Consider the following 24,574-nt stretch of genomic DNA (forward strand, 5'->3'; position numbering starts at 1 on the left):
ACTCTTTTGATTTCAGTTGCAGCAGGACTAAGCGTAATATCCGACTCCACAACTATTTGAAGTGTTGGTTCTGAAAGTACAACCGGTATTTTAATAATTGGAGTGGAAAGCGGTGTAGCGACTACTGGAGTATTCGCACTGGATAATGGTGTTTGTTCAGTTGATGATACAGGACAAGGTTGGTTCTGATTACCTAATTGATCACTCAAAAAAATTCCCTCTTTTCATTTTAAAGTATTAGAGAGCTCTCTATATGGCTAGAATATGCAGCAATCAAATCTATACATGGACGTTCTACTAGTTCTTTTATCCATTTTAATAAAAGGGATTTTTTGAGCTGAGAGATAGGTTTTTCATTATCCTCTAGTCCCTTAGCTATCATAACTGGCTCGAATTTGCTGTACTGGTAGTAATACAATAAGTCACTAAAAAATAAAGATACTATTCTTCAAAAAAAATCTGTTAAAAAGAATGGATTAATCCCAACTTCTCTAAATAGTTATTTCATCGAATGGTTTACCTTCTATATATCGCCCGTACAATATTTTGTGTTCAATTAGAGCAAACCTCCCTACCATCCGTTTGATGTCAATCAAATCATTCATTTTTTGAGCAAGTTCATACTCTAATGTAAAAATACGTTCTTCAAGTATTGCGCTATCAGATTCAGTAGCAAGTTTTACACCCATTAAATCTCCATCTGTCCAACGTCCTGACTCTCGTTTAGAAGGAGTAATGACCGTTTCTAACCTCATGATTTCGTTTTCGATATTTCGATAATCCTTCAACTATTCCGTACATAATGTAGCACCTACCATTTTGTTCTTTATTGATTTAACCAATTTTGATATTTTTATTTTCACTGTGGACAACAGGAAACAAAACCCATCAACCGTTGTAAAGGTTGTGTTTGTAATCAATTAAGACGTTTGCAAACTCAGACTGAAGTTGATCTCTTCTTACGCGGAGGTCAGATTATAGAAGATGTTGTTTTTATAAACTTCGACCCAAAAGATTGTTGTGCATTCTTTAATGATCCAACTACAGAACCAGGCTCAACTATCATTGTAGACTGTCAAGATATTCAAGCTATTCGAATAGAAGCAGACTAATATATAGGGGACTCTTCATTTAAATAAAGGGCTCCTTTACAATATCAGTTGTCACATCATATTTTAATAATATAGTATTACTAATTTAGCCTTACACACACTTGTTTTGACATTGAGGGTCACTTTCGTCCGAGTGACCCGTTTTTTATGGTCATCAAAATACGTAACATGGTTAGTCGCTCCCGGCCTGGTGACCCTTTTATTAATTCTTTCCTCATATTTTCAGTTACCTGATATAGCTCTCGCCGTATTAGGTGTTTCTATTACGGTATTATGTCTTGGTATATAGCTCTACCTTTGTTTACAGATTTTCTTTTGATACATTTTCTACTAAACAATCCACACATTTCTTTAATTTATAGAAACATAATTAATAAGTCTAGAGAATGTAACAGAGTACTGCATACTATAAAAATATAATCTGCAGATTATTAATCTTTTGTTTTGAGGAGGTGAATATTACATGCCTTTAACTACTGGTCCAATTGAAAATACAGGAAATCTACCAGCTAATGCCTCTAGCGTTCGTATCAAAGTTCTCAATCTCACTGGCGGTGTACTTTCCGGAGTAGTCCGAGTTTTTAGACTTAACGGTACAAGACAATTACTATCAACAACTGCTTTTTCCGCAAATGCTAATGCTTCTACTTTTGTAACTGCAAGTGTAGGAGGTGCGTTTCAATATGAAGTTGAAATTGCTCCAAACCAAACTGGCGGATTATATAGCGTTTACGGGCGAACAGCATCAGGTGTTATCATTGATGCCCAACGGTTGGTGAACTCAGAATTAACACAGATTCTTTAGTTTTAAAAACAGATTTTAACGGTTAAAATCGTAAAAGCCTTATACTCAGTTATAAGGCTTTTCATATTCAGTCATTTACCTCCAACTTGTCCCCCCTACTGGACGATGTCTCTCTATTACACATTCCTAACAGCAATTCTTCATCTTGTGCATAATCAATGCTTAAGTTTTTTAATGTTTTCTCAGCTTCTTTGGTACAGCCGTAATATAGATCGTTTCCTGAAAACCGTTTATCCTTTGCGATTGTCTGATTACAACCCTCGTGCAAATAAAATGTTATATGAAACTATGAAGGTTTTGGAGTTGCACGACGAGCGAATATCCACACATGTTTTTTCTAAAATGCCCTATTGCGGAAAATGCGGTATGCTACTCACTTCTGGATTAGATCCTGCAAAAAAAGACGGTTATCGCCATTCTCGTTACACTTGCTCAACAAACTCACAGAGAACACGAATAACTGCAATAACTTTGTGAGTGATATTACAATAATTCCTTATGTTTTAAACTATGTATCGAATCTTATCAGACTCCAAGAGCTCTGCAAATCGAGCTGAGATTGAGAATTTAACCAACATGAAAAGAAGTAGTACACTATCCCTCTTACATGAGTTGATGGAAAAAAACATGATTGTGAAACGTGGCAATTCTGTTGCTATAAGATATTATTCAAGTGAAAAAACCACTTAAAAACGTTCATTTTAAGTGGTTTTTGTCCAAGTCTTCAAGCCTTGTCGCTATTGAGTTTGTATCCAATCATCATGTCATGTATTCATGCACAGCCAAGTGTGTGAAAAGCCACTTTCGACAAGGCTAAACATCTCTCATTCAAATTCATAAGATATCGCAGACAGTGCATAAAGTGGCGCTGTTTCTGCTCGTAAAATCCTTGGCCCAAGAGACATTGTTTGAGCGCCTGCTTCGAGCAGTGCATTTGCTTCTTTACGTGCAATGCCACCCTCTGGACCGAAGATAATAAGGATTGATTTCGACTTCTTATCATAAACGTTTTTCAGCTTCTCGGCAAACCTTGTGCGCTTTTCAACCTTTGCATCCTCTTCATCTGCAATAAAAATAGCGTCAAATTTGCCTAATTGCGCAACTAGTTGCTTAAAACTTATTGGCTCGAAAATGACAGGTATATGTGTTCGATGGGACTGCTCTGCAGCCTCTTTTGCAATTTTTTGCAGACGCTCCTGCTTTTTCGCTCCCTTTTTGGTGTCCCATTTTACAACGGAACGCTCGGCTTCAAAAGGTAGTAGTGCATACATGCCAAGCTCTGTTGCTTTTTGTGTAATAAGTTCTAGCTTATCTCCCTTCGGTAGGCCGCACGCCACTGTTACATGGACAGGCAACTCTGGTGAAGAGATTGTACGGCCGGTTGATTGAACAAGCACTTCATCATCTTCGAATGCAGAAATTGTACAAATATACGCTTTCTTTTCAGCAACAACGGCGATTTCCTCGCCTTCCTTCATACGCATCACGCGTGCAATATGGCGTGCATCTTCTCCAGTAATGCGCGCATCTTCAATACTAGTGTCAATGAAATAACGTTGCATATTACGCCCTCCTTCACATGAAGAAAACGCCAAAGCGCAAGCACTCGGCTCACGATTTGGCGCTTCCTCAGTCAATTTATTGTGGACGACGGGCGATAATGGCTACCCAATCTTCCATTAGTAATACTTCTTCAATCACAAAGCCAGAGGCTTCGAGTGCCGCTTTCACATCATCACGTTTTGCACCAATGATGCCTGAAGTAACATATAATCCACCCGGTTTGACTATTGTGAATGCATCGTCTGTAAAGGACATAATAATTTCCGCTAAAATATTAGCCACGACGACATCTGCGGGTTCTTTCACCGTATCAAGTAAGTTACCATGGAAGACAGTCACTTTATCGTCTACCTTGTTTAAAGCGACATTTTCTTTTGCTGACCGTACAGCTACCTCGTCTAAATCAAGCGCATGAACGCTTTTAGCACCAAGCATTGCTGCACCAATTGACAGGACGCCAGAACCTGTACCGATATCGACAACCTTATCACCCTCTTTTACGACCTTTTCAAGTCCTTGTAAACACATGACTGTCGTTGGGTGTGTGCCTGTACCAAATGCCATACCAGGGTCTAATTCAATGATTAGTTCATCCGTTGAAACAGGTGTATAGTCTTCCCATGTTGGTACAATTGTAAAGCGTTCAGAAATTTTCACAGGGTGATAATATTGTTTCCACGCAGTCGCCCAATCTTCCTCGTTCACTTCGACAATGGATACAACATTTTGACCAATATCGATATTGAAATTTGTTAAATTTGTAATAGCCGCTTTAATTTCTTCGACTGTTTCATTTAAAAAACTAGACTCTGATAAGTAAGCTTTAATGATGACACCATCTTTTGGAAAATCATCCTCGTTTAGCGCATAAATTTCACCAAACTGATCTTCGCGTGGCTTCGCATATTCAGCAGAATCCTCAATTACAACACCACTAGCCCCTGCTTCATGCAAAATATTTGAAATTGCTTCCACTGCATCATTTTTCGTATGAATGGATAATTCTGACCACTTCACGTAGCTCTTCAGCTCCTCTAATTATTCACCTTGGAATTTTTTCTTGATTTTATCAAACAGCGAGCTTCCTTGTTCTTCTGGAATGTCACCACTAATTTCAGCAAATTCACGTAGTAATTGCTTTTGTTTTTCCGTTAATTTTTCTGGCGTTACAACTTTGACTGTAACGAATTGGTTTCCTGTACCATAGCCATGTACATTTTTCACGCCTTTGTCTTTTAGACGGAATTGTGCACCTGATTGTGTCCCTGCTGGAATACGTAATTTCACTTTACCGTGTACAGTTGGTACCTCAATTTCATCTCCAAGCGCTGCTTGTGGGAATGTTAATTTTAAATCGTAATAAATATCATCGCCATCACGTTCAAATTCATTGTGCCCTTGTACGCGGAACATAATGTACAAGTCACCTGCTGGACCACCGTTGACACCCGGTTCACCTTGACCAGAAACACGAATTTGTTGCCCATCATCAACACCTGCGGGGATGGAAACTTTAATTTTTTTACGTTTTTGGACTTTACCTTCCCCACGACAAGTTGAACATTTTTCTTTAATGATTTTACCCGTACCATGACATGTCGAACAAGCACGACGATTCATCATACGACCAAAAGGCGTGTCTACAGCTTGATTCACTTGACCTGCTCCATTACATGTTGAACATGTGTCAGGTGTTGTACCAGGTTTTGCTCCAGAGCCGTGACACGTATCGCAAGTTTCATCTTTTGGGATTTCAATTTCTGTTTCCTTACCAAAAATTGCTTCCTCAAATTTAATATTCATACGATATTGCAGGTCATCGCCCTTGCGTGGTGCATTTGGATCTTGACGACGGCCACCACCGCCGAAGAATGAGCTGAAAATATCCTCGAAGCCGCCAAAGCCGCCGCCGCCTCCAAAACCACCTGCATTTGGATCTTCGTGGCCAAATTGGTCATAGCGTGCTTTCTTTTGTTCATCACTTAGGACTTCATAAGCTTCAGCGATTTCTTTGAATTTTTCATCTGCACCTGGTTCTTTGTTAAGATCAGGATGGTATTGCTTTGATAGTTTACGGTATGCTTTTTTAATGTCATCTTTAGAAGCCGATTTTGTTAAACCAAGCACCTCGTAATAATCGCGTTTCTCCATGATTCACACTCCGCTCTTTTTGCATAAAATCTATTGTAACATGCAGTTGAAAAAACTGCTTCTATTTTTTCATCATATGAAAAGCTTATTGGCGCCGCTCCGCACTCTTCAAATATATAAGTGACTGCAGCAACCGAAACGAGTGACTTGATTGCCTTGGCACTCATTTTAAATTTTTTCTTACCTTGTAAAGAGAAAAGCCAAAGCCGCAAGCGGTCTTTGGCTTTTTCACTTTACAGTATTACTTGAAATTATTTATCGTCTTTTACTTCTTCAAAGTCAGCATCTACGATATCTTCGTCTTTTTTATCTGCGCCAGCATCTGGACCTGCTTCGCCACCTTGAGAAGCTTGTGCAGCTGCAGCAGCTTGTTCGTATACTTTCATTACTAATGGTTGTAATACGCCTTCTAATTTTTCTTTAGACGTTTTAATACCTTCTAATTCACCAGCCTCAAGCGCCTTTTTCAATTCATCACGAGCATCTTCGACAGATTTTTTCTCGTCTTCTGTGATTTGTTCACCTAAGTCTGCGATTGTTTTATCTACTTGGAACACTAATTGATCTGCTTCGTTACGAAGGTCAGCTTCTTCTTTACGCTTTGTATCTGCCTCAGCATTTGCTTCAGCATCTTTTACCATGCGTTCAATTTCATCCTCTGATAAACCTGAATCAGATTGGATGACAATTGTTTGCTCTTTGTTTGTACCAAGATCTTTCGCTTTAACAGAAACGATACCGTTTTTGTCAATATCGAATGTTACTTCAATTTGTGGAATGCCACGTGGTGCTGGTGGAATATCCGCTAATTGGAAGCGACCTAATGTTTTGTTATCCGCTGCCATTGAGCGTTCACCTTGTAATACGTGAATATCTACAGCTGGTTGATTATCAGCCGCTGTTGAGAACACTTGTGATTTAGACGTTGGAATCGTTGTGTTACGGTCGATTAATTTTGTGAACACGCCGCCCATTGTTTCAATTCCAAGTGACAGTGGTGTAACGTCTAAAAGTACTACATCTTTTACATCACCAGTTAATACGCCACCTTGTACCGCAGCACCCATTGCTACTACTTCATCAGGGTTTACACCACGGTGAGGCTCTTTACCAGTTTCTTTACGTACAGCTTCTTGTACTGCAGGAATACGAGTAGAACCACCAACAAGGATTACTTGATCAAGTTCTGAAGCAGAAAGACCAGCATCAGATAAAGCTTGACGTACTGGACCAACTGTACGGTTTACTAAGCTTAAAGTAATTTCATCGAATTTTGCACGTGTTAGAGATACTTCTAAGTGCAGTGGACCTTCAGCACCAGCAGTGATGAATGGTAATGAAATTTGTGTAGAAGTTACACCAGATAAATCTTTTTTCGCTTTTTCAGCTGCATCTTTCAGACGTTGCATTGCCATTTTGTCTTTAGACAGGTCAATACCGTTATCTTTTTTGAATTCAGCTACTAAGTACTCGATAACTGCGTCATCGAAATCGTCCCCACCAAGTTTGTTATCACCAGCAGTTGCTAGTACTTCAAAGACACCATCACCTAATTCAAGGATTGATACGTCAAATGTACCGCCACCAAGGTCAAATACTAATACTTTTTGGTCTTGGTCTTGTTTATCTAAACCATATGCCAGTGCAGCAGCTGTTGGTTCGTTGATAATACGTTCTACTTCAAGACCTGCGATTTTACCAGCGTCTTTTGTTGCTTGACGTTGTGCATCGTTAAAGTATGCAGGAACAGTAATAACCGCTTTTGTAACTTTTTCACCTAAGTAATCTTCAGCATAGCCTTTTAAGTATTGAAGAATCATTGCCGATACTTCTTGTGGTGTATACTCTGTATCTTCCACTTTTACTTTTTCAGCAGTACCCATTTTAGATTTAATAGAAATAATTGTGTTAGGGTTTGTTACTGATTGACGTTTTGCTACTTCACCAACTTGGCGTTCTCCATTTTTAAATGCAACGACAGATGGTGTTGTACGGTTACCTTCTGGATTTGGAATTACTTTTGGTTCTCCACCTTCAAGTACAGATACACAAGAGTTCGTTGTTCCTAAGTCAATACCGATAATTTTGCTCATAGTAAAATTTCCTCCTAATATTTAAACGCATTGGTGCGTTTGTTAACTAAATTTAATTTATTAAATAGTGCTATGACTATTCGTTAACAGATACCATTGTTGGGCGTAATACACGATCTTTCAAGATATAGCCTTTTTGCAGTTCACGTACGACAACACCCGTCTCTTTTTCACTATCTTGTTCTTGCATAACTGCTTGGTGAATGTTCGGGTCAAACTGCTCACCCTCTGCTTTAATGACCTGTAAGCCTTCTTTTTCAGTTGCCTCGATCAGCGAACGGTACACCATGTCAATGCCTTTCACTATTGAAGCAGCCTCATCAGAAGTAGCTTCAATTTGTAGAGCACGCTCAAAATTATCTAATACCGGCAATAAATCTGTTAATAAATTTTGTGCACGGTACTTTTCAGCTGCCTCACGTTCAACTTGCTGACGACGACGTATATTGTCGAAGTCTGCACGTAAGCGTAAATGACGATTTTCTTCATCATCTAGCTTTGCTTGCAATTCTGCTAGCTTCGCTTCATATTGCTCTTCAATCGTTAGTTCTACCTGCTCTTCTACTACTGCTTGAGTTTCTGTTGATTCGTTTTCAATTTGTACATCTTCCTGTACAAGATCTTTGTTTTCAGTTTTTTCAGTCACTTGAATCCTCCTTAATAATCACTACGATTCTTCGTAAAGGCCTGTGATAAATCCATGCGCATTACGTCTAGTAAAGCAACAACACGCTTATAATCCATACGCGTCGGACCTATAATAGCGATGGCGCCCTGCTGTTCTTCGCCAATTGAATAAGTGGTCGTAATGACACTACAGTTCTCCATCTCTAATTGCTTATTTTCTGAGCCTATACGTATATGAATACCTGATTCATTTGGATGGAAGAGCGACTGCACTTGGCTAGTCGTTTCCATTAAGTCCAGAATCATCCGGACTTTATTTAAATCGTGGAATTCCGGTTGGTTGAACATATTTGTTTTACCACCATAAAAAATTTTACTTTCTGAATTATGCATCGTCGCTGATACAAGAGAATGAATAAAATCATCTGCTGATTGTGTATGTTGCTGTAGTACAGCAAATACTTCAACTTCAAGTTTTTTATGGATTTTATCTAATGACACGCCAACTAAGCGCTCATTTAAGATGTTAACCATCTTCTCAAGTTCAGAGGCGGTTACATTAGGCGGTAAACTAAACATGCGGTTTTCAACATGCCCGTTATTCGTGACGATAATCGCTACTGCTGTATCACTAGAAAGTGGTACAATGGAAAAGCGTTTCACTCGGTGCCTTTGTACATCAGGTCCTAATAGGATCGACGTATACGATGTCAGCTCGGATAATATATTGGCAGACTTTCGGATAATATGCTCGACTTCTACTAGACGCTCATTGAAAATTGATTCAATTTGTTGAATGTCCTTCGAGTTTATACCTTGAGGATTCAACAAATGATCTACATAAAATCTATACCCCTTTTCCGAAGGCACTCGACCAGAAGAAGTGTGAGTTTTTTCTAAAAAACCTAATTCCTCTAAATCCGCCATTTCGTTTCGAATTGTGGCAGGACTAAATGTAATCTCATGTTTTTTCGAGATTTGGCGAGAACCTACCGGCTGTGCAGACGTAATAAAGTCGTCTACGATGACTTGTAATATCTGTAATTGCCGATTTGTAAGCATGATTATCACCTCTGTTAGCACTCGACTAAGAGGAGTGCTAATACTATTATTAAGTTAACAAATCCCACATTTTCTGTCAATGAAATCGCTCAATCTTCTAGTAAAAATTGTTGAAAAACTTCATTTCCAACAAAACGACCTTTACGCGTAAGACGAATTCCGACATTATCATGTTCCACTAGACCATCTACAACTAATTTGTCAATGATATTTCCATACTGTATTTGCATAGATTCTTTAAATTTCTCTTCATATATACTGTGAGAAATACCCTCTGTTTTTCGTAACCCTAAAAACATTTGTTCTTCACGTTTTTCAGCCTTCGTTACTGCATGCTCGTGTACAATTGGTAATTCTTCAGCATCTACCGCTTCTATATATTTTTTCAACGGTCCGTGATTTGAATAACGATTTCCACCTAAATATCCATGCGCCCCAGCACCGAAACCAGCATATTCATCGTTTTCCCAATAAATTTTATTATGTGTAGACGCAAATCCAGGTTTCGCAAAATTACTAATTTCATATTGCTGAAGGCCATGTGCGTCCATCTCTTGCATCAGCACGTCGTACATATCCGCTTCTAAATCTTCTGTCGGTAAGCTCAACTTACCTTTTGCATACTGGTTATAAAAAATTGTTTTGGGTTCCACTATCAGTGAATATGCTGAAAAATGAGGTAAGTCAAGCGCAAATGCTTTTTCTAATGAGTCCGTCCATTGCGCCATCGTTTGGCCAGGCAAACCATACATTAAATCGATGCTAATGTTTTGAAAGCCAACCTCTTTAGCTAATGCAATCGTTTCATATACGTGTAAATTACTATGTGTACGGCCAATTTTCTTGAGCAAGCCTTGATCAAATGATTGCACACCCATACTCAATCGATTAACACCGCCATCAAACAGTGCTCGCATTTTTGCCTCAGACAGTTCATCGGGATTGGCCTCTGATGTAAATTCTGTCACACTGTGCATCGGAATATACGTGCGAATGAGTTCGAGTAATCTCTCCAACTGTTCGGGTGACAATGCAGTAGGTGTTCCACCGCCAAGAAATATTGTTTCAATTTGTTTGAAGCTATTAGGATGCTTTGCACTCGCTAGTGCCATCTCCTTACCAAGTGCTTCTATATATTCATCTACCGGTTGATTTTTAAAGTAAAATTTATTGAAATCGCAATAATTGCAGATTTGATGACAGAAAGGAATATGAATGTAAACACCCCGTGCCATAGCTATCCCTTCTTTCTTGTTGAGTCTTTTTCCATTTCCTCATTATAAACAATCGGTAGGAAGAACGCTATGAATCCATCTAGATAGAATAACGAGCAATACATCTCAAATTACAACATCTTCATTATATTTTAATATTGCTTGCTTTGTACGCAAAAAAATCAAAGCCATTTGAAATGTAATGGCTTTGATTTTTTTAAAAAGATATCTAATGTAATCTCCCCCTACCCCCGTGGGTTTTCTTCATCCCCACGGATTGGACTGACCGTTGATACGGGATAAAAATCCTTAATAAAAAATAACGCCTACGCCGAACCCTAATAGTACAAGTAAATACGGCGGAATTTTCCATTGAATCAAGAGCACTAAAAATACGAATGCAATAAGTACATCCAAGCCACCTTGAATGGTTTGCGTTACGATTGGATGAATAAAAGCAGCTGCTAAAATGCCAACTACCGCCGCATTGGCACCAGCCATGAAACCTTTCAACCCTGTAGTACGACTAATGGTAAACCAAAACGGTAGAACGCCAATTATAAGTAAAAATGCCGGAAGAAAAATGGCAATTGTAGCGACAATGGCGCCAGGAACTCCATTAATAACCATGCCTATATAAGAGGCAAATGTAAATAACGGTCCGGGTACAGCCTGTGCAACCCCATAGCCTGTTATAAAATCAGATGTACTTAATAAGCCACTTTGAACAAATTGTGTCTCCAGTAGTGGTAATACTACATGACCCCCACCAAAAACTAATGCTCCCGAGACATAAAATTTTTCTATTAGCGTGAGCCATTCAAGTTGAAAAAGTGAACTGGCTACAGGTAATCCGATGAGTAAAATACTAAATAGCAATAATAAAATTACCCCTGTGGTTTTCGAAATAGGCAGTATAATACCCTCAGTGTCTCGTTCTGTAGTGCTTTCTTTAAAAAATGTAAAGCCCACTAAAGCTGCAGCAATAATCACAACCATCTGAGCAAATGGATGAATCCACAACAGCAATACTATAAGAGCTGATAAAGCGATTAAAAAATGTCGTAAGCTGGGGATTAGCTTTTTTGACATATCCCAAATTGCTTGCGCAACAATTGCCACAGCCACTAATTTTAAGCCATGGATCCAGTCCATCTCCATGTTTGTATGTCCATAAAAATATGCAAATCCCATTAATAGCAGTACAGAAGGCAATGTAAAACCAATAAATGCAGCAACGCTTCCTAACAATCCACCCCGTATTAGACCTATTCCCATCCCTACCTGACTCGATGCAGGTCCAGGTAGAAATTGACTCAACGCAACTAAATTACTATATTCTTTATCCGTTAACCATTGTCGAATTTGAACATATTCATTTTGAAAATAACCCAAATGGGCAGTAGGACCACCAAAGGAAGTACAACCTAATTTAAAGGAAACGAGAAAAATCTCCAATATTTTTCGCATGCGCTTCAACTACTTTCCATGTCATATATAGTAATATTACATGGAATAGCCATTATTTCGGATTAAGATATTGTTAAAATTCTATCCAGTAGATCACGACTACAGTTAAACGGAAATCCTCATAGTTCATTTCCCACCGACTTGAATGGCTGGACCAAGTTCTCTATCGCCTGCATCAATAGGAATTAACTCAAACTTATTATCCTTTAAATACAGCGCATCGAAGCGAATTCCCCACATTGTATGCTCCTCATTTAAAGAATAAGAAGAATCAAAACGCCAAGTTTTTCCGGACTTATTTTTAATTTTAAATGCAATAGAATCGTTTAAATTTTGTGTTGATTGAAAGTATATCGTGGTAGAAATCGGTGTAGAAACCACGTTTTCCACCTTGATTTCTTGCCCATCATTAAGCGTAATTGCTTTATCTACAGAGAAATTTTTTTTATCTTCTAGTAGTTGCTTTTGTGAAGCCTCTATCTTAAATCCCCACGGTTTATCAATCGATTTTTCCCAGTTCCAATCGTTATAACGAATATCAAGCTTTAGCTTTTCATTTTGTGGTAGGTCACTCATCTTCACGCTGTTATAGATCGTATAGGTTGATGCTGTTTGTGCAATGGTCTGACCGCCGTTTCTAACGGTATAATCTTGACCATTCACTAATACTTGAGGAAAGAAAAAAATTTGATAGTCAAAATCTAAGTCCTCTACTGGCTCGAAGGTTGCATTAAGTAAAATTTGATTATCATCCACCATGACTTCATTTAAAGTCAAACGCCCGAAGTTATTTTCAATCGTCTGACCAACAATCGTTTTGTATGTACTAAATTCAGTCTCCTTAGATTTGTCTAAAATAGATGCTGTGAAAGGCAAATTAGCAATTATTACACAGCCCACTGCCAGCAGACACAAAGCTACAATAAACCATTTTTTACGGACTCGACTTTTTTTGGGTTGTTCTTCAGACATGCATTGTTCATCGGACAACATAAACACCCCCATTGTTCACAAATTACAATATATTCTTATGATTCATTGTAGTATCGAATGAGGCATTATATAACCAATCATCCGCAGCAACTAAATAAACATGCATTAAAAAAAGAAAAAGCCTGCAAAATGCCGATTTCTACACCATTGCACAATCCTACATTCCAAATAGAGAGGAAAAAACTGCGACATACCTGTGGAAGAACGGGCCAGCTTGCCCCACACGAGGCGGCGAAGGAGACGACTAGATGGTTCGTCCACTGAAAACGAGTAGCTTTTTGCAGACCTCGTGTAAATGAACAAATCCTGTAGGCAAATAGTCTATCGTAATAAAACATGTTGTACTCTACATAAGAAATAACAATACCGTCAGAAAGGTTGATGCTAATGAAAAAAAAATTCTTCTATACCAGTATTGGATTGCTATTGACTGTCATTTTAACATTTGGCACATACAAGCTAATGAATGCCAGAACGTATCAACTGTTTGGTGAAATAACTACGCATGTGGAGACAAATGAAAAAGTTGTCGCTTTAACATTTGATGATGGCCCTACCAAAAACGTCAATGAACTTCTGCCCCTATTAGACCAATATCATGTCAAGGCAACATTCTTTCTTATCGGTAGAGAGATAGAGGAAAATCCAGAAGAGGCTCAGAAAATTGTCAAGGCAGGTCATCAAATCGGCAATCACACTTACTCACATCAGCCGATGGTGTTCAAAAGCCAGTCCTTTATCAAAGAAGAAATTGAAAAAACCGATCAATTTATTCAAAGCATCGGCTATACAGATGCGATTACTGTTCGACCACCCTATAGTAAAAAATTACTTGGATTTCCTTATTACTTACATAAAAACAAGCGGGACACCATCACGTGGAATTTGGAGCCAGATACGTACTACTCGACAGCTAAAGACAAAATCAACTATGTAATGGATAATATCCAACCAGGCTCTATTATTTTAATGCATCCCATGTATGATGACACTGGTAATGAGCTACAAGCCATTAAGGGTATTTTGCAAGAACTGACTAATGATGGCTATAGATTTGTTATAGTGAATGAGTTAAAGAATGATGAAAACATAGCAGATTAATACGTCCCATCGCATTATTTTTTTTGTAATATTTCAAAGGCGGCCCTATAATAATTTGACACTGGGACTGCCTTTTTCTTACCTTCAATCCGTTGCCCATAGGTTAATAATTAGATAATAAAATTCTCCTCAAAAATTATTGTAAATAACGAATCAGAATAAAGGTGTCTCACGTAATAGCGAGACACCTTCTTCCCTTTTCTCTTATGATAAAAAGCGAAAACACCTTCATATAACGCCTAATTTTTCCACTTGAATTAGTAAGAGTATTATGAAATGTCAAAAATTAATACCACAGGCAAATTTTAATATATTTTCTATAATAGTATGTTATTATTATTTTAGCAAAATGTCCTATTATCCAAGACACAATAGCGAAATATGAACTACAAAGGATGATGAAAATGAAGCAAATTCAACAACTTTTCCAAAGTGAAGATGGAAATATTGAACAAAGAGAGAATTTTCTTTTACTATTAGAGAAAATTGTATCCTCATTAGATAAGTTAAAGAATCCTCAAAAAACAACTCTTGGACCGATGAAAGAGCGTTCTGCTAATTTTTATCAAGAGCTGATGCAAGATAACCAAGTACCAACATCAGGTGTAGGTCTTGATCAGGTAGTCGATGATTTGACACAACTGATGCAAGGTCATCCATACCATACACGTAACTTTGTAACGAATGTTTTACCAATGGCCAGCATTCCCGGCGTATTGGGTCAATTTACAAATGCCCTACTTAACGGCAACAATCTGTGGGATGTATACGGACCAGCTGCCGCAGAATGTGAGGTAAAGGTTGTAGCGATGATGTCTAAGTTAGTAGGCTATGACTTCACACAAAGCTTTGGCTACACAACTTGGGGCGGTCAAGGTGCCGTATTCAGCGGGTTACGACTTGCTATTGCCAAACAATTCCCTCATGCAAAAGAAGAGGGTGTGCCTAATAATTTATATTGCTTTGCTTCAGAAAATGCTCACTATAGCTTATTAAAATCAATTGAAGCAGTTGGTATTGGGAGCAAGCATTTAGTTCGTGTGAAGGCTGGGAAAGATCATTCCATGGATGTGCAAGATCTGCAAGCTCGCATGACAGAGGTTATCGAAAACGGTGGCATCCCTGTTTATGTAGTAGCTACAACCGGTGCTACTGACCAATTTGGCATTGATGATGTACAAGCAATCAAAGAAGTTACGACAAGTCTTGAGAAAAAGTACGACTTAAAATCAATCCATATTCATGCTGATTCAGCTTTAGGTGGTTTTTATGCCTTTTTCAATGATTACGATTTCAAAGAAAACCCTTCACATTTTGAAGAGGATGTCTTACAAGGTTTACTACATATTCATGAGCGTATGCAGCATTTAGCGATTGCAGATAGCCTGTGCTTTGACTTCCAAAAGCTCGGTCAAACGCCTTATTTAACAAGCTTATTCTTAATAAAAGAAGGTAAACATTTACAATTACTAGACATCGATGACTTTGACACACCTTATGTAGGGAATCGTGGCTATGGTTCATATCATACGGGTTATACATTAGAGTGTTCTCGAATGGGAAGTTCGATTGCAATCTACGCTGCTTTGCAAGCATTCGGAAAAGAAGGCTACCAACAAATATTAGCCAATTATGTACGTGTAAATTTAGCGTTCCGTACGCAATTAGCTGAAAAAGTTCCTATGCTACAGGTAGTCAATGAGGCAAATATCGGGCCAGTAACAGCCTATCGTTTGTACCCTAAAGACTTTAATTGGGCTTCTGAACAAGCCGGTAGTTATACACAAGATCAGATTGAATATATAAATGCTATTAACGCTTCTTTCTTTGAAATTTTAGGAGAAGGTCGCGATGAAGTATTTTTCGGTGATACAACGCGTGTTTGCACAGTTAGCGCTAGTGATACAAAACAACAAATTCCGGTTGCTGCGGCAAAATTCTTTTCTATTTCTCCTTATACTGAGACAGAACACATTAATGATATCGTTCTTTTCTTACATAAAAAGGTAAAAGTATTGGAGGCTTCACAAATTGAGTATAGTCACTAAATTAAAGAGTTCTTTACTCTACAAATATATTGCAAGTTTTACTATTCCAATCGCTATAATATCCGTAATATTTAGCGTAGTATTATTTGCAGTTTCCTATAGAATAATTGATGATTTTGTTATTACGCAATTTGAGTCATCCTTAGAGGTTGTATCTGGCACGATTTTTGATGATATAGAAAAAACTGATGTAATGGCTGCGGATAACGGCAGTCAAGAAAAATATCAAAAAGTATTAGATAACTTAAATAGAACAATTAAAAAGTATGATATTGAAAATGCCTATGTGCTTTCCCGTGCAGATGGCAAGGAACATATTGTAGCTTTAAGTAATGAAGATAGTTACAAAGCAGATTATGTTTTCGATGATAAAATGAATGATGCTTTAGACAATGGGAACATTCAAATTAGTGATATTTATGAAGATGAATTTGGTATCCATAAATCGATCTTTATTCCATTTAAAGATACTAATATTCTTTTTGGTTTAGATATGGATGCCTCATTCATTTCTAAACTTCAAACTCAGACTCTTTGGATATGTATTATTATGACTGTTATTTTTGTGATATTTGGTATAATTGTGGCTTATTTCATTAGTATTGGCATCACAAAACCAATCAAAAAAATGACTGGTTATGTTGGTAAAGTGGCACAAGGAGACCTATCTGTGCAGCCTCTGCAAATCAGTGGTGCAAATGAAATTGCACAGCTTTCAAATGGTATTCAAAATATGACAGAGGATCTACGTTCTCTTATCCATCAGATTGCTGAAAATGCAGAGCAGGTAGCGGCAATGTCAGAAGAATTAACTGCTAGCTCGGAGCAAACAAGCGCGTCAATTCAACAAATTACATCTTCTATGCAAGAGGTCGCTTCTGGCTCAGAAAAGCAAACTACTTCTATTGAAGAAGTTGAAAATCATATTACAGCCATCTCTACAAAGATGTCAGAGGTTGTATCCAGCGTCAATGATGTAACGACTAAGGCATTTAGTGCATCCTCTATTGCAGAAAAAGGCAATACAACGATTCAAAGTGCGACACAGAAGATGGACGTTACATCTGATGCAATTCATGCCACTTCAGATGTTGTAGAGCGTTTAAGCTCATACACAAATGAGATTGGTGATATCGTTTCATTAATTACTCAAATTACAGACCAAACGAATTTACTTGCATTGAATGCATCGATTGAGGCAGCACGTGCTGGTGAACACGGTAAGGGATTTGCTGTTGTCGCTGAAGAAGTACGTAAACTAGCTGACCAATCTCTAGAAGCTGCTAATAGTATTCGCTCACGCATTGATACCATTAAAGAGGAGTCTGCTCAAGCGGTAAAATCGATGGCAATAAGTAGTAGTAACCTTGAAGAAAGTTCTACTGCCTTTAATGCTTCTGGGGAAGCCTTTGGAGAAATCTTTTCTCATATTACAGCGCTTACCCAAGATATGGATCATGTTAACAACATCATCTCCAATATAAATAACGGGGTTAGCAGCATTGCTGGTTCTGTAGAGCAGGTTGGTGTTGTAGCCGTTCAAGCATCTGGAAATATTCAAAATGTTGCTGCCGCTTCAGAGGAGCAGTCAGCTAGCATCGAGGAGATTACTGCCTCTTCGAATAATTTAGCTGAGATGGCACAAGATTTACGCAATATTATACAAAAATTTAAGCTATAACAAATAAAAATGACTTTGAGCGCAACTGCCAAAGTCATTTTTATTTTGTTTTCATTTCTTTATAGCTTGCAATTTCTAAGCCATTGCGTGTTGTTGTTCCCTCTTCTTCAACCACAACAATGTCTCTTGCAGACCTTCCTTATACGAAGTCTGAGGTAACGGCCCAATGGCTTTTTCATATTTTTCTCCACTCAATATTACGGGTTCTTCTGTTAAGTACATCATTTCCTTCATTTCCTTCATAAACGGAGAAAAGATTGCTAACATACTAATCATTGCTTTCGAGACTGTACGAACATCCCTTTTATAGCCTGTAATATCTCGTAAAATCGTCACTAGTTGTGCTCCAGTAATCGTGTGAACAGCTGACACATGCCAATGTTGATGATATGTGTCAGAACGTAGAGCAAGCTCAACCATAGCTTTCGCTCCATCAAATGTATAAAGGAATTCCCTCGCCACTTGCATATTCCCAACATAGTTTGCCTTTTTATCTCTTATCACGCTTTTTAATGTTTCATGTAGAATTGTATTTTCAGCATTTGGGCCATATAAATCAGGCATATGAACAATTAATGAGGGTATACTGCTCTCCTTTAACATGTTTTCCATGGCTAAGCGAATTTTTCCTTTTTTCGTATGTGGGTTCTTCCTAGCATTCTCTGTTACAATGTTGGTCGATTGCCTTCCATAGGCATATATATTGTCTACAAGTGCAATTTTCGCCTGTTGCGCCTGCGCTGCCCTAATGATGATAGTTAAACAGCGTATATGCTTAGCTTCCCATTCTTGATATGGAAAGCTAATGGCATGAAAGATAACATCTACTCCGTGTGAAGCCTTGCGTAACTGTTCTTCATTAAATACATCGCCTGTATAAATTGTCACATTCGGTTGATGTTGAAATAGAGCTACTAACTTTTCTTTAGTCCTAGCTAAAGCTACAACCTGTATATCTCTCGCAGCTAACTCATTAACAAGTGCATAGCCCATTCCACCAGAAGCCCCTACTACTAATGCCTTCTTCACAGTACATTCCCCCCTTTAATTAACCACTGGTCAAACAATGCTAAAAGCAAACTCCAGATTCATAATCTAGAGCTCTATTACTTATGATAGTGCTTTAACGAGAAATTTAGCATGTAGATTTACTGCTTCTCTCGCTTCCTCATAGTTCTTCACATAATGACGATAATGTGAAACAAAACCGTGTAAAGCAATAAATGCACAATGAATATCTGAAGCCAGTAATTGATTTGTAGATAATGTTTGAACTGACAGCGCAAATTTTTCATAACTAAGGTTAGCAGCTTCTTGTGATAAGCCATCGATTTCGTCGTCTCTCACCATAAACATCAATTCATATTGGCTTTGATGGTTTAAACCAAACTCCATAAAGCCTACAAATACATGATAAAGTTTTGTCTGTGGTTCCTCAGTTCCATTATTTACAGTTTCATCTAAGATTGTATTTAATTCCGCAAAATACCCACCTATAATGACATAAAATAATTCTGCTTTATTTTTAAAATGATAGTAAATAGCCCCATGACTACAACCAAGTTCTTTTGCGATACTACGCATAGACACCTGATGAAAATCCTTGTCGATAAACTGTTTATGTGCCTCGTCTACAATCATCTCTTGCGTCAATTCATGTGCTGATGGCTTTCGTGGTGACATGATTTCCTCCTTTAACTGACCAGTGGTTAATTAATAGTTTATTATTTTCTCATTTATTTGGCAATTACAAACTTATAAATTAAATGTATCATAACTAATAATTAGCAATGCAATGAATCGAAGAAGGGATAGCCCGCTAGTGTAGCGTTGGCTATCCCTTGTGTTTTAATGTAAAACTTTATCTTTTCCTGAAGGTGAAGCTATATCGTTGTTAGATTAAACTTTTTACAACTTTTGAAATAACAGCACCTTCTGCTTGACCAGTTAACAGTGGTTTAGCTATTTTCATCGCTTCTCCCATATTCATGCCCGCGATAACTCCAGCTGCTGTTAGTTTTTCGGCAATTTCTGCTTCAGTTAATTGTTTTGGCAGAAATGATTTTAATAATACGAGTTTCGCTTGCTCTTTTTCAATTAAGTCTGCTCGACCAGCATTTTGAGCGCCTTCCAAAGCCTGATTTGTTTGCTTCACTTCACGATTGATGATGGCAATTTCCTCATCATGTGTCAAAGGTTCGCCCTTTTCCTTCTCAGCTAAATCCAGTGCAGATTTTACAAGTGTAAGGACACCTTTTGCCAATACATCCTTTTCTTTCATCGCCTTTTTAAGCTGTTCGAAAACTTCAGTTTTTAACATCATTCTCACTCCTCTTTCCCGTGGACTCACTTTTTATTGTAACACTAATGGTTACACTCGTTGTAGCTTTTGAGCGGTTAGCTGAAACTGCATATCCACAACATTTTTAATGAAAGCTTGATCATGCGATGCAATAATAATCGTACCCTCATACGACATGATGAATTGTTCCAAAGCTTCGATGGCATGAATATCAAGAAAATTTGTAGGTTCATCTAATAATAATAAATTATAATTGCCCAAAAACAACTGACAAAGTTGCAAACGAATCGCTTCTCCACCACTTAATGCATGAACACTTTTTTGTACATCGGATCCTACAAATTGCATTGAGTGAAGAACACTACGGAGCATCCCTTCATCATAGTCTGAACGTTTCTTCAAAAATTGCAGGACTGTTTCTTGTTGTTCTAATCGATAACTCATTTGATGAAAAATTCCGATTTTAACCTTCGGTGAAATAATTAGACCCTCTCCATGATTCGCAATATGTTCAAGTAATGTACTTTTCCCACTGCCGTTAGGACCCGAGATGGCAATTGTTTGACCAAGAGGTAATTGGAAGTTGACATCGTATAGCAACATCTTGTTCGCTACTTGCAGTGTTAAGTGCTGTGCCATAATTGGAAACTTGTTGTGTAATTCTAGAGCAGGTACTTGTCTAAAAACAATTTTCTTCGGCTCTTTGACAGTTTCAACCTTTTGTAACTTGTCTACGCGCTTTTCAATAGCCTTTGCTGCTTTATAGCCGGCCTTCTGACTTGTACTTTTCGATTTTGTTTCAAACATACGATTGGCCTTCGCCTTCGATTCCTTATTCGACAACTTACCAGCCTGCGCTATTTTCTCAGCCTTTTTCATTTTCTCTTGAGCCGCTTTTTCTAGTCGAGTCTTTTCCTTGATAAATTGCTCATGTGCCTGTTTTTGTTGCTCACGTTCCAGTTGTTTTTGTCGTTTATACTCACTATAGTTGCCCTTGTAAACCCGCACTTTTCCTGATTCAACTTCCCAAATCGTTGTCACGATCTTATCTAGAAATGTTCGATTATGGCTAATACATACCAGTGCCCCGTAATAATAGCTAAGTTCGTCTAGTAAAAAGGCAATACCTTCTTGATCTAGATGTGTAGTTGGCTCATCTAATAGCAATGCCTCATAGTAATGTGTGAATAGCTGTGCTAATTTTAGCCTTGTTTGCTCTCCACCACTTAATTGGTTAGTTTGTGTTGGAACAGCTAATTTGCTAAGCAACGTCCCATCCACCTCTGTAATTGTAGGTACTTCGATTTGTTCGAAATACCCTGAGTCGGCATATTGTCTTACTTGTCCACGAGTGGGTTGAAGCTTCCCTGCTAGTAGTTTCATTAAGGTACTTTTCCCGACCCCATTATCGCCCACAATACCGATGCGATCAAATTGATGTACTGCTAAACGATCTATTCCTAAGATTTCTTTCTCGAAAAATGTCACTTCAATATTTTCTAATTCCAAGCATAGTTGTTCCATATTCGCTACCTCCGAAATGTAGTATTTCGTATCGATAGCTAGGATCGATACGAGCTTATCCTGCTAAGCTCGTATTAATAAAACAAAAGCATCATCATAAGTTACCACTCCTTATCTTTATTATCTCTATAAAAAAAGTACACAGTTCGTCTGTGTACAAAATTTACTATATTTCTAAGTATGTTCTCTGGAAAGTCAATGTACACTACATCCGAAAATTGTACCCAACGACACTGTTTATTTTACTTGCTTCAGCATTAATACATCAGCCTTTGTTTCTAGTAATTCATGTGAAAGTACTCGAACTTTGGCATCTACACCATCAATTTTCGCACCGAGATGTTTTTCAACTGATTCGATTTTTTCTTCAAGCCTTTTTTCGACCGATTCGATTTTTTCTTCGAGTCTTTTTTCGACTGCTTCTATTTTTACCTCTAGTCTTTTTTCAACTGATTCGAGTTTTCCCTCAAGCTTATTTTCGACTGTTTCGAGTTGTTGTTGAATTTCTGTTTTCATGCCCTGTACTTGTTTAGAAAGCTCCAAAATTGCTTGAAGTATAGCATTCTGATTGACTTCTTGTGTCATAGTCGACCATCCTTTCTTTGAAAATTTATCAGATACTCTATTTATACTGTCTTTAAATTCATTGATTGATTGATTGTTCCTTCTTTGCAAACTTTCTTGAGTCATTAAATAAGAGACTCTACTCCCCCATTCTATCTATGATTTTTAGGGAAGTCAAAACTTAAAAAAAATGAATCTGTCAAGTAGCATCCTGTAATTTTACTTCATAGTATCGCATGGCCTTTAAATCCCCCTTATACATAAAAACACCTTGCTCGATTAAACAGCGTAATCGATATTCAATCCACTCGTCCCCTCTATATTGTTCCATATGACCGATTACCTCCCCAATTAAACGGGCCGATTTTCGAAATTTCTTGTTGCCATCTTCCTTATCCAATCGTTTGGCACATGCAATAATAAAGGCATCATCACGATCCTCATTTATGTTTTGCCATAGCTCATGATGCTCCCATGACCGAATTAAATAGTCATCATCCGCAAGCATTCGCAAGCCTTCCGTACATAATATCTGTCGTTTCTCCTGCTGTAATGGCCGTAATTCATACTGCTCGTAAAAGCATAGCAAATTCTCTGAAGAAACTTCACCAGATGATCTTGGATAGTTATCTTCCACTAAATGTGGCAACGTATAGATTTCATGAAATGCTAAAAACGTATCAATAACAAATACGCGATTTAGCTTATTTTCCAACATAGCCAAAACTAGCCGTAAACCCGTTTGCTCATGGGCATTTTGACAAGTCCATATAATGATATCTTGATGCGGCGGAATATCTTTTATTTTTTCCACAGCTTCGAACATTGAATTTTTATAAAGTTGTAGGCAGTCATCTTCAGGGTTATAGCGCTCTTGAAACCATTCAAAACGGGCCTCAATACCCGATACTTTATGTAAATCCTTCAGTGGACCAATCGAAAAGTTAGTTGGCAACATAATAATATCTTCCGTTTTGTCATAGTCTGAATCACGAAAAGCAGCTTTTAGACTCCCAGCTGGCGATTCACCAAATACGAAGTGCATCGTTTGCACATTCTTCGTTTTAGGCTTAAACCCTAACTTTAAAATAGATTGTCTCATATCTTGTAACTTTTCTTCATTCAAACTACTATTTACCAACAATAAAAAGAGCATCGATTTTGCATCCGCTTCATTCAATTCTTTTATAGCTTGTTTTAACTGATTCATTTTTTCCAAATCATTCACTCCCTCTCTAAAATACATACAATTCTTAGGTTGAATTTAATAGGCTTGGATTTATCTTTGCTTATAATTTACAACTAAGAACATGAGACTTTTTACAAGTTTACCTCTGTACATACTGTGTCAGCAGTTTCATACCCCCTCCCCATTAGCTATTCAACGATTTTTCCCTTGTGTTTAGCCAATACACAAAGCCAATAATGGCACCACCAAAGATATTGCCAATCGTTACCGGGATTAAATTAGCTACGGCGCCACATATAGATACATGGTCACCATGTGGCATCATAAGCGCAAGGCCAGAGTGTCATGTTGGTGACGCTGTGTTCAAATCCCGACGTAATAAAGGGGAAAATACAGCTAAAAATCATTGCTAATTTTGCGATTTCTGTTTTTAATTTATAGTTGCACCATACTGCCAAACATACAAGCAGATTACATAAAATACCGCGGCATAAAAGCGCCACAAATCCTGCAGTCATCTTGGCTGTTGCCATCTTCTCGATATAAGCAGCCGTATCTCCAATGGCAAGTCCTGCATAAAAGAACAAAGCAGCGGCGAGCGGCGAACAGCGAACCGAAAAAATTACCTAGATAACTAAAAATCCAAATACTTATCATTTCTAACGGCGTTGACTTTTTTTCTAACGTACTAATCGTCAATACTAAATTGTCACCCGTAAACAAATTTGCACCAGCCATCATGACCATACTAAGTGCCACACCAAATGCGAGCCCCTGCACAACTTTCATGCTTGGCACACCCAATGGATCGAATATGCCTCCGATTGTTACGATAAGTAAAATACCAAAGCCGATAATGTGCCCACCGAACATGGCTTGCATTAAATAATTGATGGGTCTTTGCTTCATCATTTTACTTTTGGCATCTGCTATGGTAGTTATTGCAGCAATTGTCTCCTTCATTTGTTTCATCCTCCACAAACACTTCAACTACTCCCATCATAACTCATCTGAAGGCTTTCATAAAATTACCAGTAAAGATAATTATGATGAATTGACTAATTATTTTTGTGTT

Annotated in this window: 22 protein-coding genes and 1 pseudogene; 4 read left to right on the forward strand and 19 right to left on the reverse strand. The window is 37.9% G+C overall.

The window, feature by feature from the left end; translation table 11 throughout:
- Both H131_RS21320 and H131_RS21325 read right to left on the reverse strand, forming a co-directional pair.
- Positions 1–209: pseudogene (locus H131_RS21320) on the reverse strand (CsxC family protein); the annotation flags it as partial.
- A gap of 282 nt (positions 210–491) precedes the next feature.
- The gene (locus tag H131_RS21325; RefSeq protein ID WP_010861210.1) at positions 492–788 is read right to left on the reverse strand and encodes a hypothetical protein; all 297 of its coding nucleotides are present in this window, start codon (positions 786–788) and stop codon (positions 492–494) included.
- 787 nt (positions 789–1,575) lie between these two features.
- Here H131_RS21325 and H131_RS21330 point away from each other — a divergent pair.
- A complete protein-coding gene (locus H131_RS21330) occupies positions 1,576–1,917 on the forward strand; it encodes a hypothetical protein (protein WP_010861211.1) in 342 nt (113 codons plus the stop codon).
- Between the two features lie 824 nt (positions 1,918–2,741).
- On the opposite strand, the gene H131_RS21335 is transcribed toward H131_RS21330, so the two are convergent.
- From H131_RS21335 to H131_RS21375, 9 genes are all read right to left on the reverse strand, one after another.
- Entirely contained in the window at positions 2,742–3,479 is a 738-nt protein-coding gene (locus H131_RS21335) for a 16S rRNA (uracil(1498)-N(3))-methyltransferase (RefSeq protein ID WP_010861212.1), read from the reverse strand.
- A gap of 76 nt (positions 3,480–3,555) precedes the next feature.
- Positions 3,556–4,497, reverse strand: coding sequence for a 50S ribosomal protein L11 methyltransferase (prmA, locus tag H131_RS21340; RefSeq protein ID WP_010861213.1), 942 nt, complete (start codon positions 4,495–4,497; stop codon positions 3,556–3,558).
- Between the two features lie 21 nt (positions 4,498–4,518).
- Positions 4,519–5,631, reverse strand: coding sequence for a molecular chaperone DnaJ (dnaJ, locus tag H131_RS21345; RefSeq protein ID WP_010861214.1), 1,113 nt, complete (start codon positions 5,629–5,631; stop codon positions 4,519–4,521).
- 251 nt (positions 5,632–5,882) lie between these two features.
- Entirely contained in the window at positions 5,883–7,724 is a 1,842-nt protein-coding gene (gene dnaK / locus H131_RS21350) for a molecular chaperone DnaK (RefSeq protein WP_010861215.1), read from the reverse strand.
- A gap of 76 nt (positions 7,725–7,800) precedes the next feature.
- Positions 7,801–8,370, reverse strand: a complete 570-nt coding sequence (gene grpE, locus H131_RS21355; RefSeq protein WP_010861216.1) for a nucleotide exchange factor GrpE — start codon at positions 8,368–8,370, stop codon at positions 7,801–7,803.
- An 11-nt stretch (positions 8,371–8,381) separates the two neighbouring features.
- The gene (hrcA, locus tag H131_RS21360) at positions 8,382–9,413 is read right to left on the reverse strand and encodes a heat-inducible transcriptional repressor HrcA (protein ID WP_010861217.1); all 1,032 of its coding nucleotides are present in this window, start codon (positions 9,411–9,413) and stop codon (positions 8,382–8,384) included.
- Between the two features lie 89 nt (positions 9,414–9,502).
- Entirely contained in the window at positions 9,503–10,648 is a 1,146-nt protein-coding gene (hemW, locus tag H131_RS21365) for a radical SAM family heme chaperone HemW (RefSeq protein ID WP_010861218.1), read from the reverse strand.
- A gap of 288 nt (positions 10,649–10,936) precedes the next feature.
- Positions 10,937–12,097 (reverse strand): chromate efflux transporter, encoded by a 1,161-nt coding sequence (chrA, locus tag H131_RS21370; protein ID WP_051112227.1) that lies wholly within the window; start codon positions 12,095–12,097, stop codon positions 10,937–10,939.
- Between the two features lie 126 nt (positions 12,098–12,223).
- Complete coding sequence (locus H131_RS21375) at positions 12,224–13,087, reverse strand: DUF4179 domain-containing protein (protein WP_010861220.1); 864 nt, start codon at positions 13,085–13,087, stop codon at positions 12,224–12,226.
- A 390-nt stretch (positions 13,088–13,477) separates the two neighbouring features.
- On the opposite strand from H131_RS21375, the gene H131_RS21380 reads away from it, so the two are divergent.
- From H131_RS21380 to H131_RS21390, 3 genes are all read left to right on the forward strand, one after another.
- A complete protein-coding gene (locus H131_RS21380; protein ID WP_010861221.1) occupies positions 13,478–14,191 on the forward strand; it encodes a polysaccharide deacetylase family protein in 714 nt (237 codons plus the stop codon).
- Positions 14,192–14,595: 404 nt separating this feature from the next.
- Entirely contained in the window at positions 14,596–16,239 is a 1,644-nt protein-coding gene (locus tag H131_RS21385; RefSeq protein WP_010861222.1) for a pyridoxal phosphate-dependent decarboxylase family protein, read from the forward strand.
- Positions 16,223–17,920 carry a methyl-accepting chemotaxis protein gene (locus H131_RS21390; protein WP_010861223.1) on the forward strand — a complete coding sequence of 566 codons (1,698 nt, stop codon included), beginning with the start codon at positions 16,223–16,225 and terminating at the stop codon, positions 17,918–17,920. The genes H131_RS21385 and H131_RS21390 overlap by 17 nt, the downstream gene beginning before the upstream one ends.
- Positions 17,921–17,995: 75 nt before the next feature.
- On the opposite strand, the gene H131_RS21395 is transcribed toward H131_RS21390, so the two are convergent.
- The 8 genes from H131_RS21395 to H131_RS24790 all read right to left on the reverse strand — a co-directional run bounded on the left by H131_RS21395 (position 17,996) and on the right by H131_RS24790 (position 24,462).
- Positions 17,996–18,949, reverse strand: coding sequence for an SDR family NAD(P)-dependent oxidoreductase (locus tag H131_RS21395; RefSeq protein ID WP_010861224.1), 954 nt, complete (start codon positions 18,947–18,949; stop codon positions 17,996–17,998).
- An 81-nt stretch (positions 18,950–19,030) separates the two neighbouring features.
- Positions 19,031–19,603 (reverse strand): TetR/AcrR family transcriptional regulator, encoded by a 573-nt coding sequence (locus H131_RS21400; protein WP_010861225.1) that lies wholly within the window; start codon positions 19,601–19,603, stop codon positions 19,031–19,033.
- Positions 19,604–19,814: 211 nt separating this feature from the next.
- Positions 19,815–20,240: a GatB/YqeY domain-containing protein gene (locus H131_RS21405; protein ID WP_010861226.1), complete on the reverse strand. Its 426-nt coding sequence runs from the start codon at positions 20,238–20,240 to the stop codon at positions 19,815–19,817.
- 51 nt (positions 20,241–20,291) lie between these two features.
- Entirely contained in the window at positions 20,292–21,746 is a 1,455-nt protein-coding gene (locus H131_RS21410) for an Msr family ABC-F type ribosomal protection protein (protein WP_010861227.1), read from the reverse strand.
- Positions 21,747–21,983: 237 nt separating this feature from the next.
- On the reverse strand, positions 21,984–22,331 hold the full coding sequence (locus H131_RS21415; protein ID WP_010861228.1) for a hypothetical protein: 348 nt from the start codon (positions 22,329–22,331) through the stop codon (positions 21,984–21,986).
- A 178-nt stretch (positions 22,332–22,509) separates the two neighbouring features.
- A complete protein-coding gene (locus tag H131_RS21420; RefSeq protein ID WP_230491920.1) occupies positions 22,510–23,520 on the reverse strand; it encodes a DUF1835 domain-containing protein in 1,011 nt (336 codons plus the stop codon).
- Positions 23,521–23,807: 287 nt separating this feature from the next.
- On the reverse strand, positions 23,808–24,032 hold the full coding sequence (locus tag H131_RS26205) for a formate/nitrite transporter family protein (protein WP_419185171.1): 225 nt from the start codon (positions 24,030–24,032) through the stop codon (positions 23,808–23,810).
- Positions 23,971–24,462, reverse strand: a complete 492-nt coding sequence (locus tag H131_RS24790) for a formate/nitrite transporter family protein (RefSeq protein WP_010861230.1) — start codon at positions 24,460–24,462, stop codon at positions 23,971–23,973. The genes H131_RS26205 and H131_RS24790 overlap by 62 nt, the downstream gene beginning before the upstream one ends.
- Between the last annotated feature and the right edge of the window lie 112 nt (positions 24,463–24,574).

The organism is Lysinibacillus sphaericus OT4b.31, assembly GCF_000392615.1.
Classification (GTDB): Bacteria; Bacillota; Bacilli; order Bacillales_A; family Planococcaceae; genus Lysinibacillus; species Lysinibacillus sphaericus_B.

Excerpts from the sequence above, each read along its gene's own strand:
- H131_RS21330 (WP_010861211.1), top strand. The coding sequence starts at position 1,576 with ATGCCTTTAACTACTGGTCCAATTGAAAATACAGGAAATCTACCAGCT.
- H131_RS21335 (WP_010861212.1), bottom strand. The coding sequence starts at position 3,479 with ATGCAACGTTATTTCATTGACACTAGTATTGAAGATGCGCGCATTACT.
- dnaJ (WP_010861214.1), bottom strand. The coding sequence starts at position 5,631 with ATGGAGAAACGCGATTATTACGAGGTGCTTGGTTTAACAAAATCGGCT.
- dnaK (WP_010861215.1), bottom strand. The coding sequence starts at position 7,724 with ATGAGCAAAATTATCGGTATTGACTTAGGAACAACGAACTCTTGTGTA.
- hrcA (WP_010861217.1), bottom strand. The coding sequence starts at position 9,413 with ATGCTTACAAATCGGCAATTACAGATATTACAAGTCATCGTAGACGAC.
- hemW (WP_010861218.1), bottom strand. The coding sequence starts at position 10,648 with ATGGCACGGGGTGTTTACATTCATATTCCTTTCTGTCATCAAATCTGC.
- chrA (WP_051112227.1), bottom strand. The coding sequence starts at position 12,097 with ATGCGAAAAATATTGGAGATTTTTCTCGTTTCCTTTAAATTAGGTTGT.
- H131_RS21380 (WP_010861221.1), top strand. The coding sequence starts at position 13,478 with ATGAAAAAAAAATTCTTCTATACCAGTATTGGATTGCTATTGACTGTC.
- H131_RS21385 (WP_010861222.1), top strand. The coding sequence starts at position 14,596 with ATGAAGCAAATTCAACAACTTTTCCAAAGTGAAGATGGAAATATTGAA.
- H131_RS21400 (WP_010861225.1), bottom strand. The coding sequence starts at position 19,603 with ATGTCACCACGAAAGCCATCAGCACATGAATTGACGCAAGAGATGATT.
- H131_RS21405 (WP_010861226.1), bottom strand. The coding sequence starts at position 20,240 with ATGTTAAAAACTGAAGTTTTCGAACAGCTTAAAAAGGCGATGAAAGAA.
- H131_RS21410 (WP_010861227.1), bottom strand. The coding sequence starts at position 21,746 with ATGGAACAACTATGCTTGGAATTAGAAAATATTGAAGTGACATTTTTC.
- H131_RS21415 (WP_010861228.1), bottom strand. The coding sequence starts at position 22,331 with ATGACACAAGAAGTCAATCAGAATGCTATACTTCAAGCAATTTTGGAG.
- H131_RS21420 (WP_230491920.1), bottom strand. The coding sequence starts at position 23,520 with ATGAATCAGTTAAAACAAGCTATAAAAGAATTGAATGAAGCGGATGCA.
- H131_RS26205 (WP_419185171.1), bottom strand. The coding sequence starts at position 24,032 with ATGGCAACAGCCAAGATGACTGCAGGATTTGTGGCGCTTTTATGCCGC.
- H131_RS24790 (WP_010861230.1), bottom strand. The coding sequence starts at position 24,462 with ATGAAGGAGACAATTGCTGCAATAACTACCATAGCAGATGCCAAAAGT.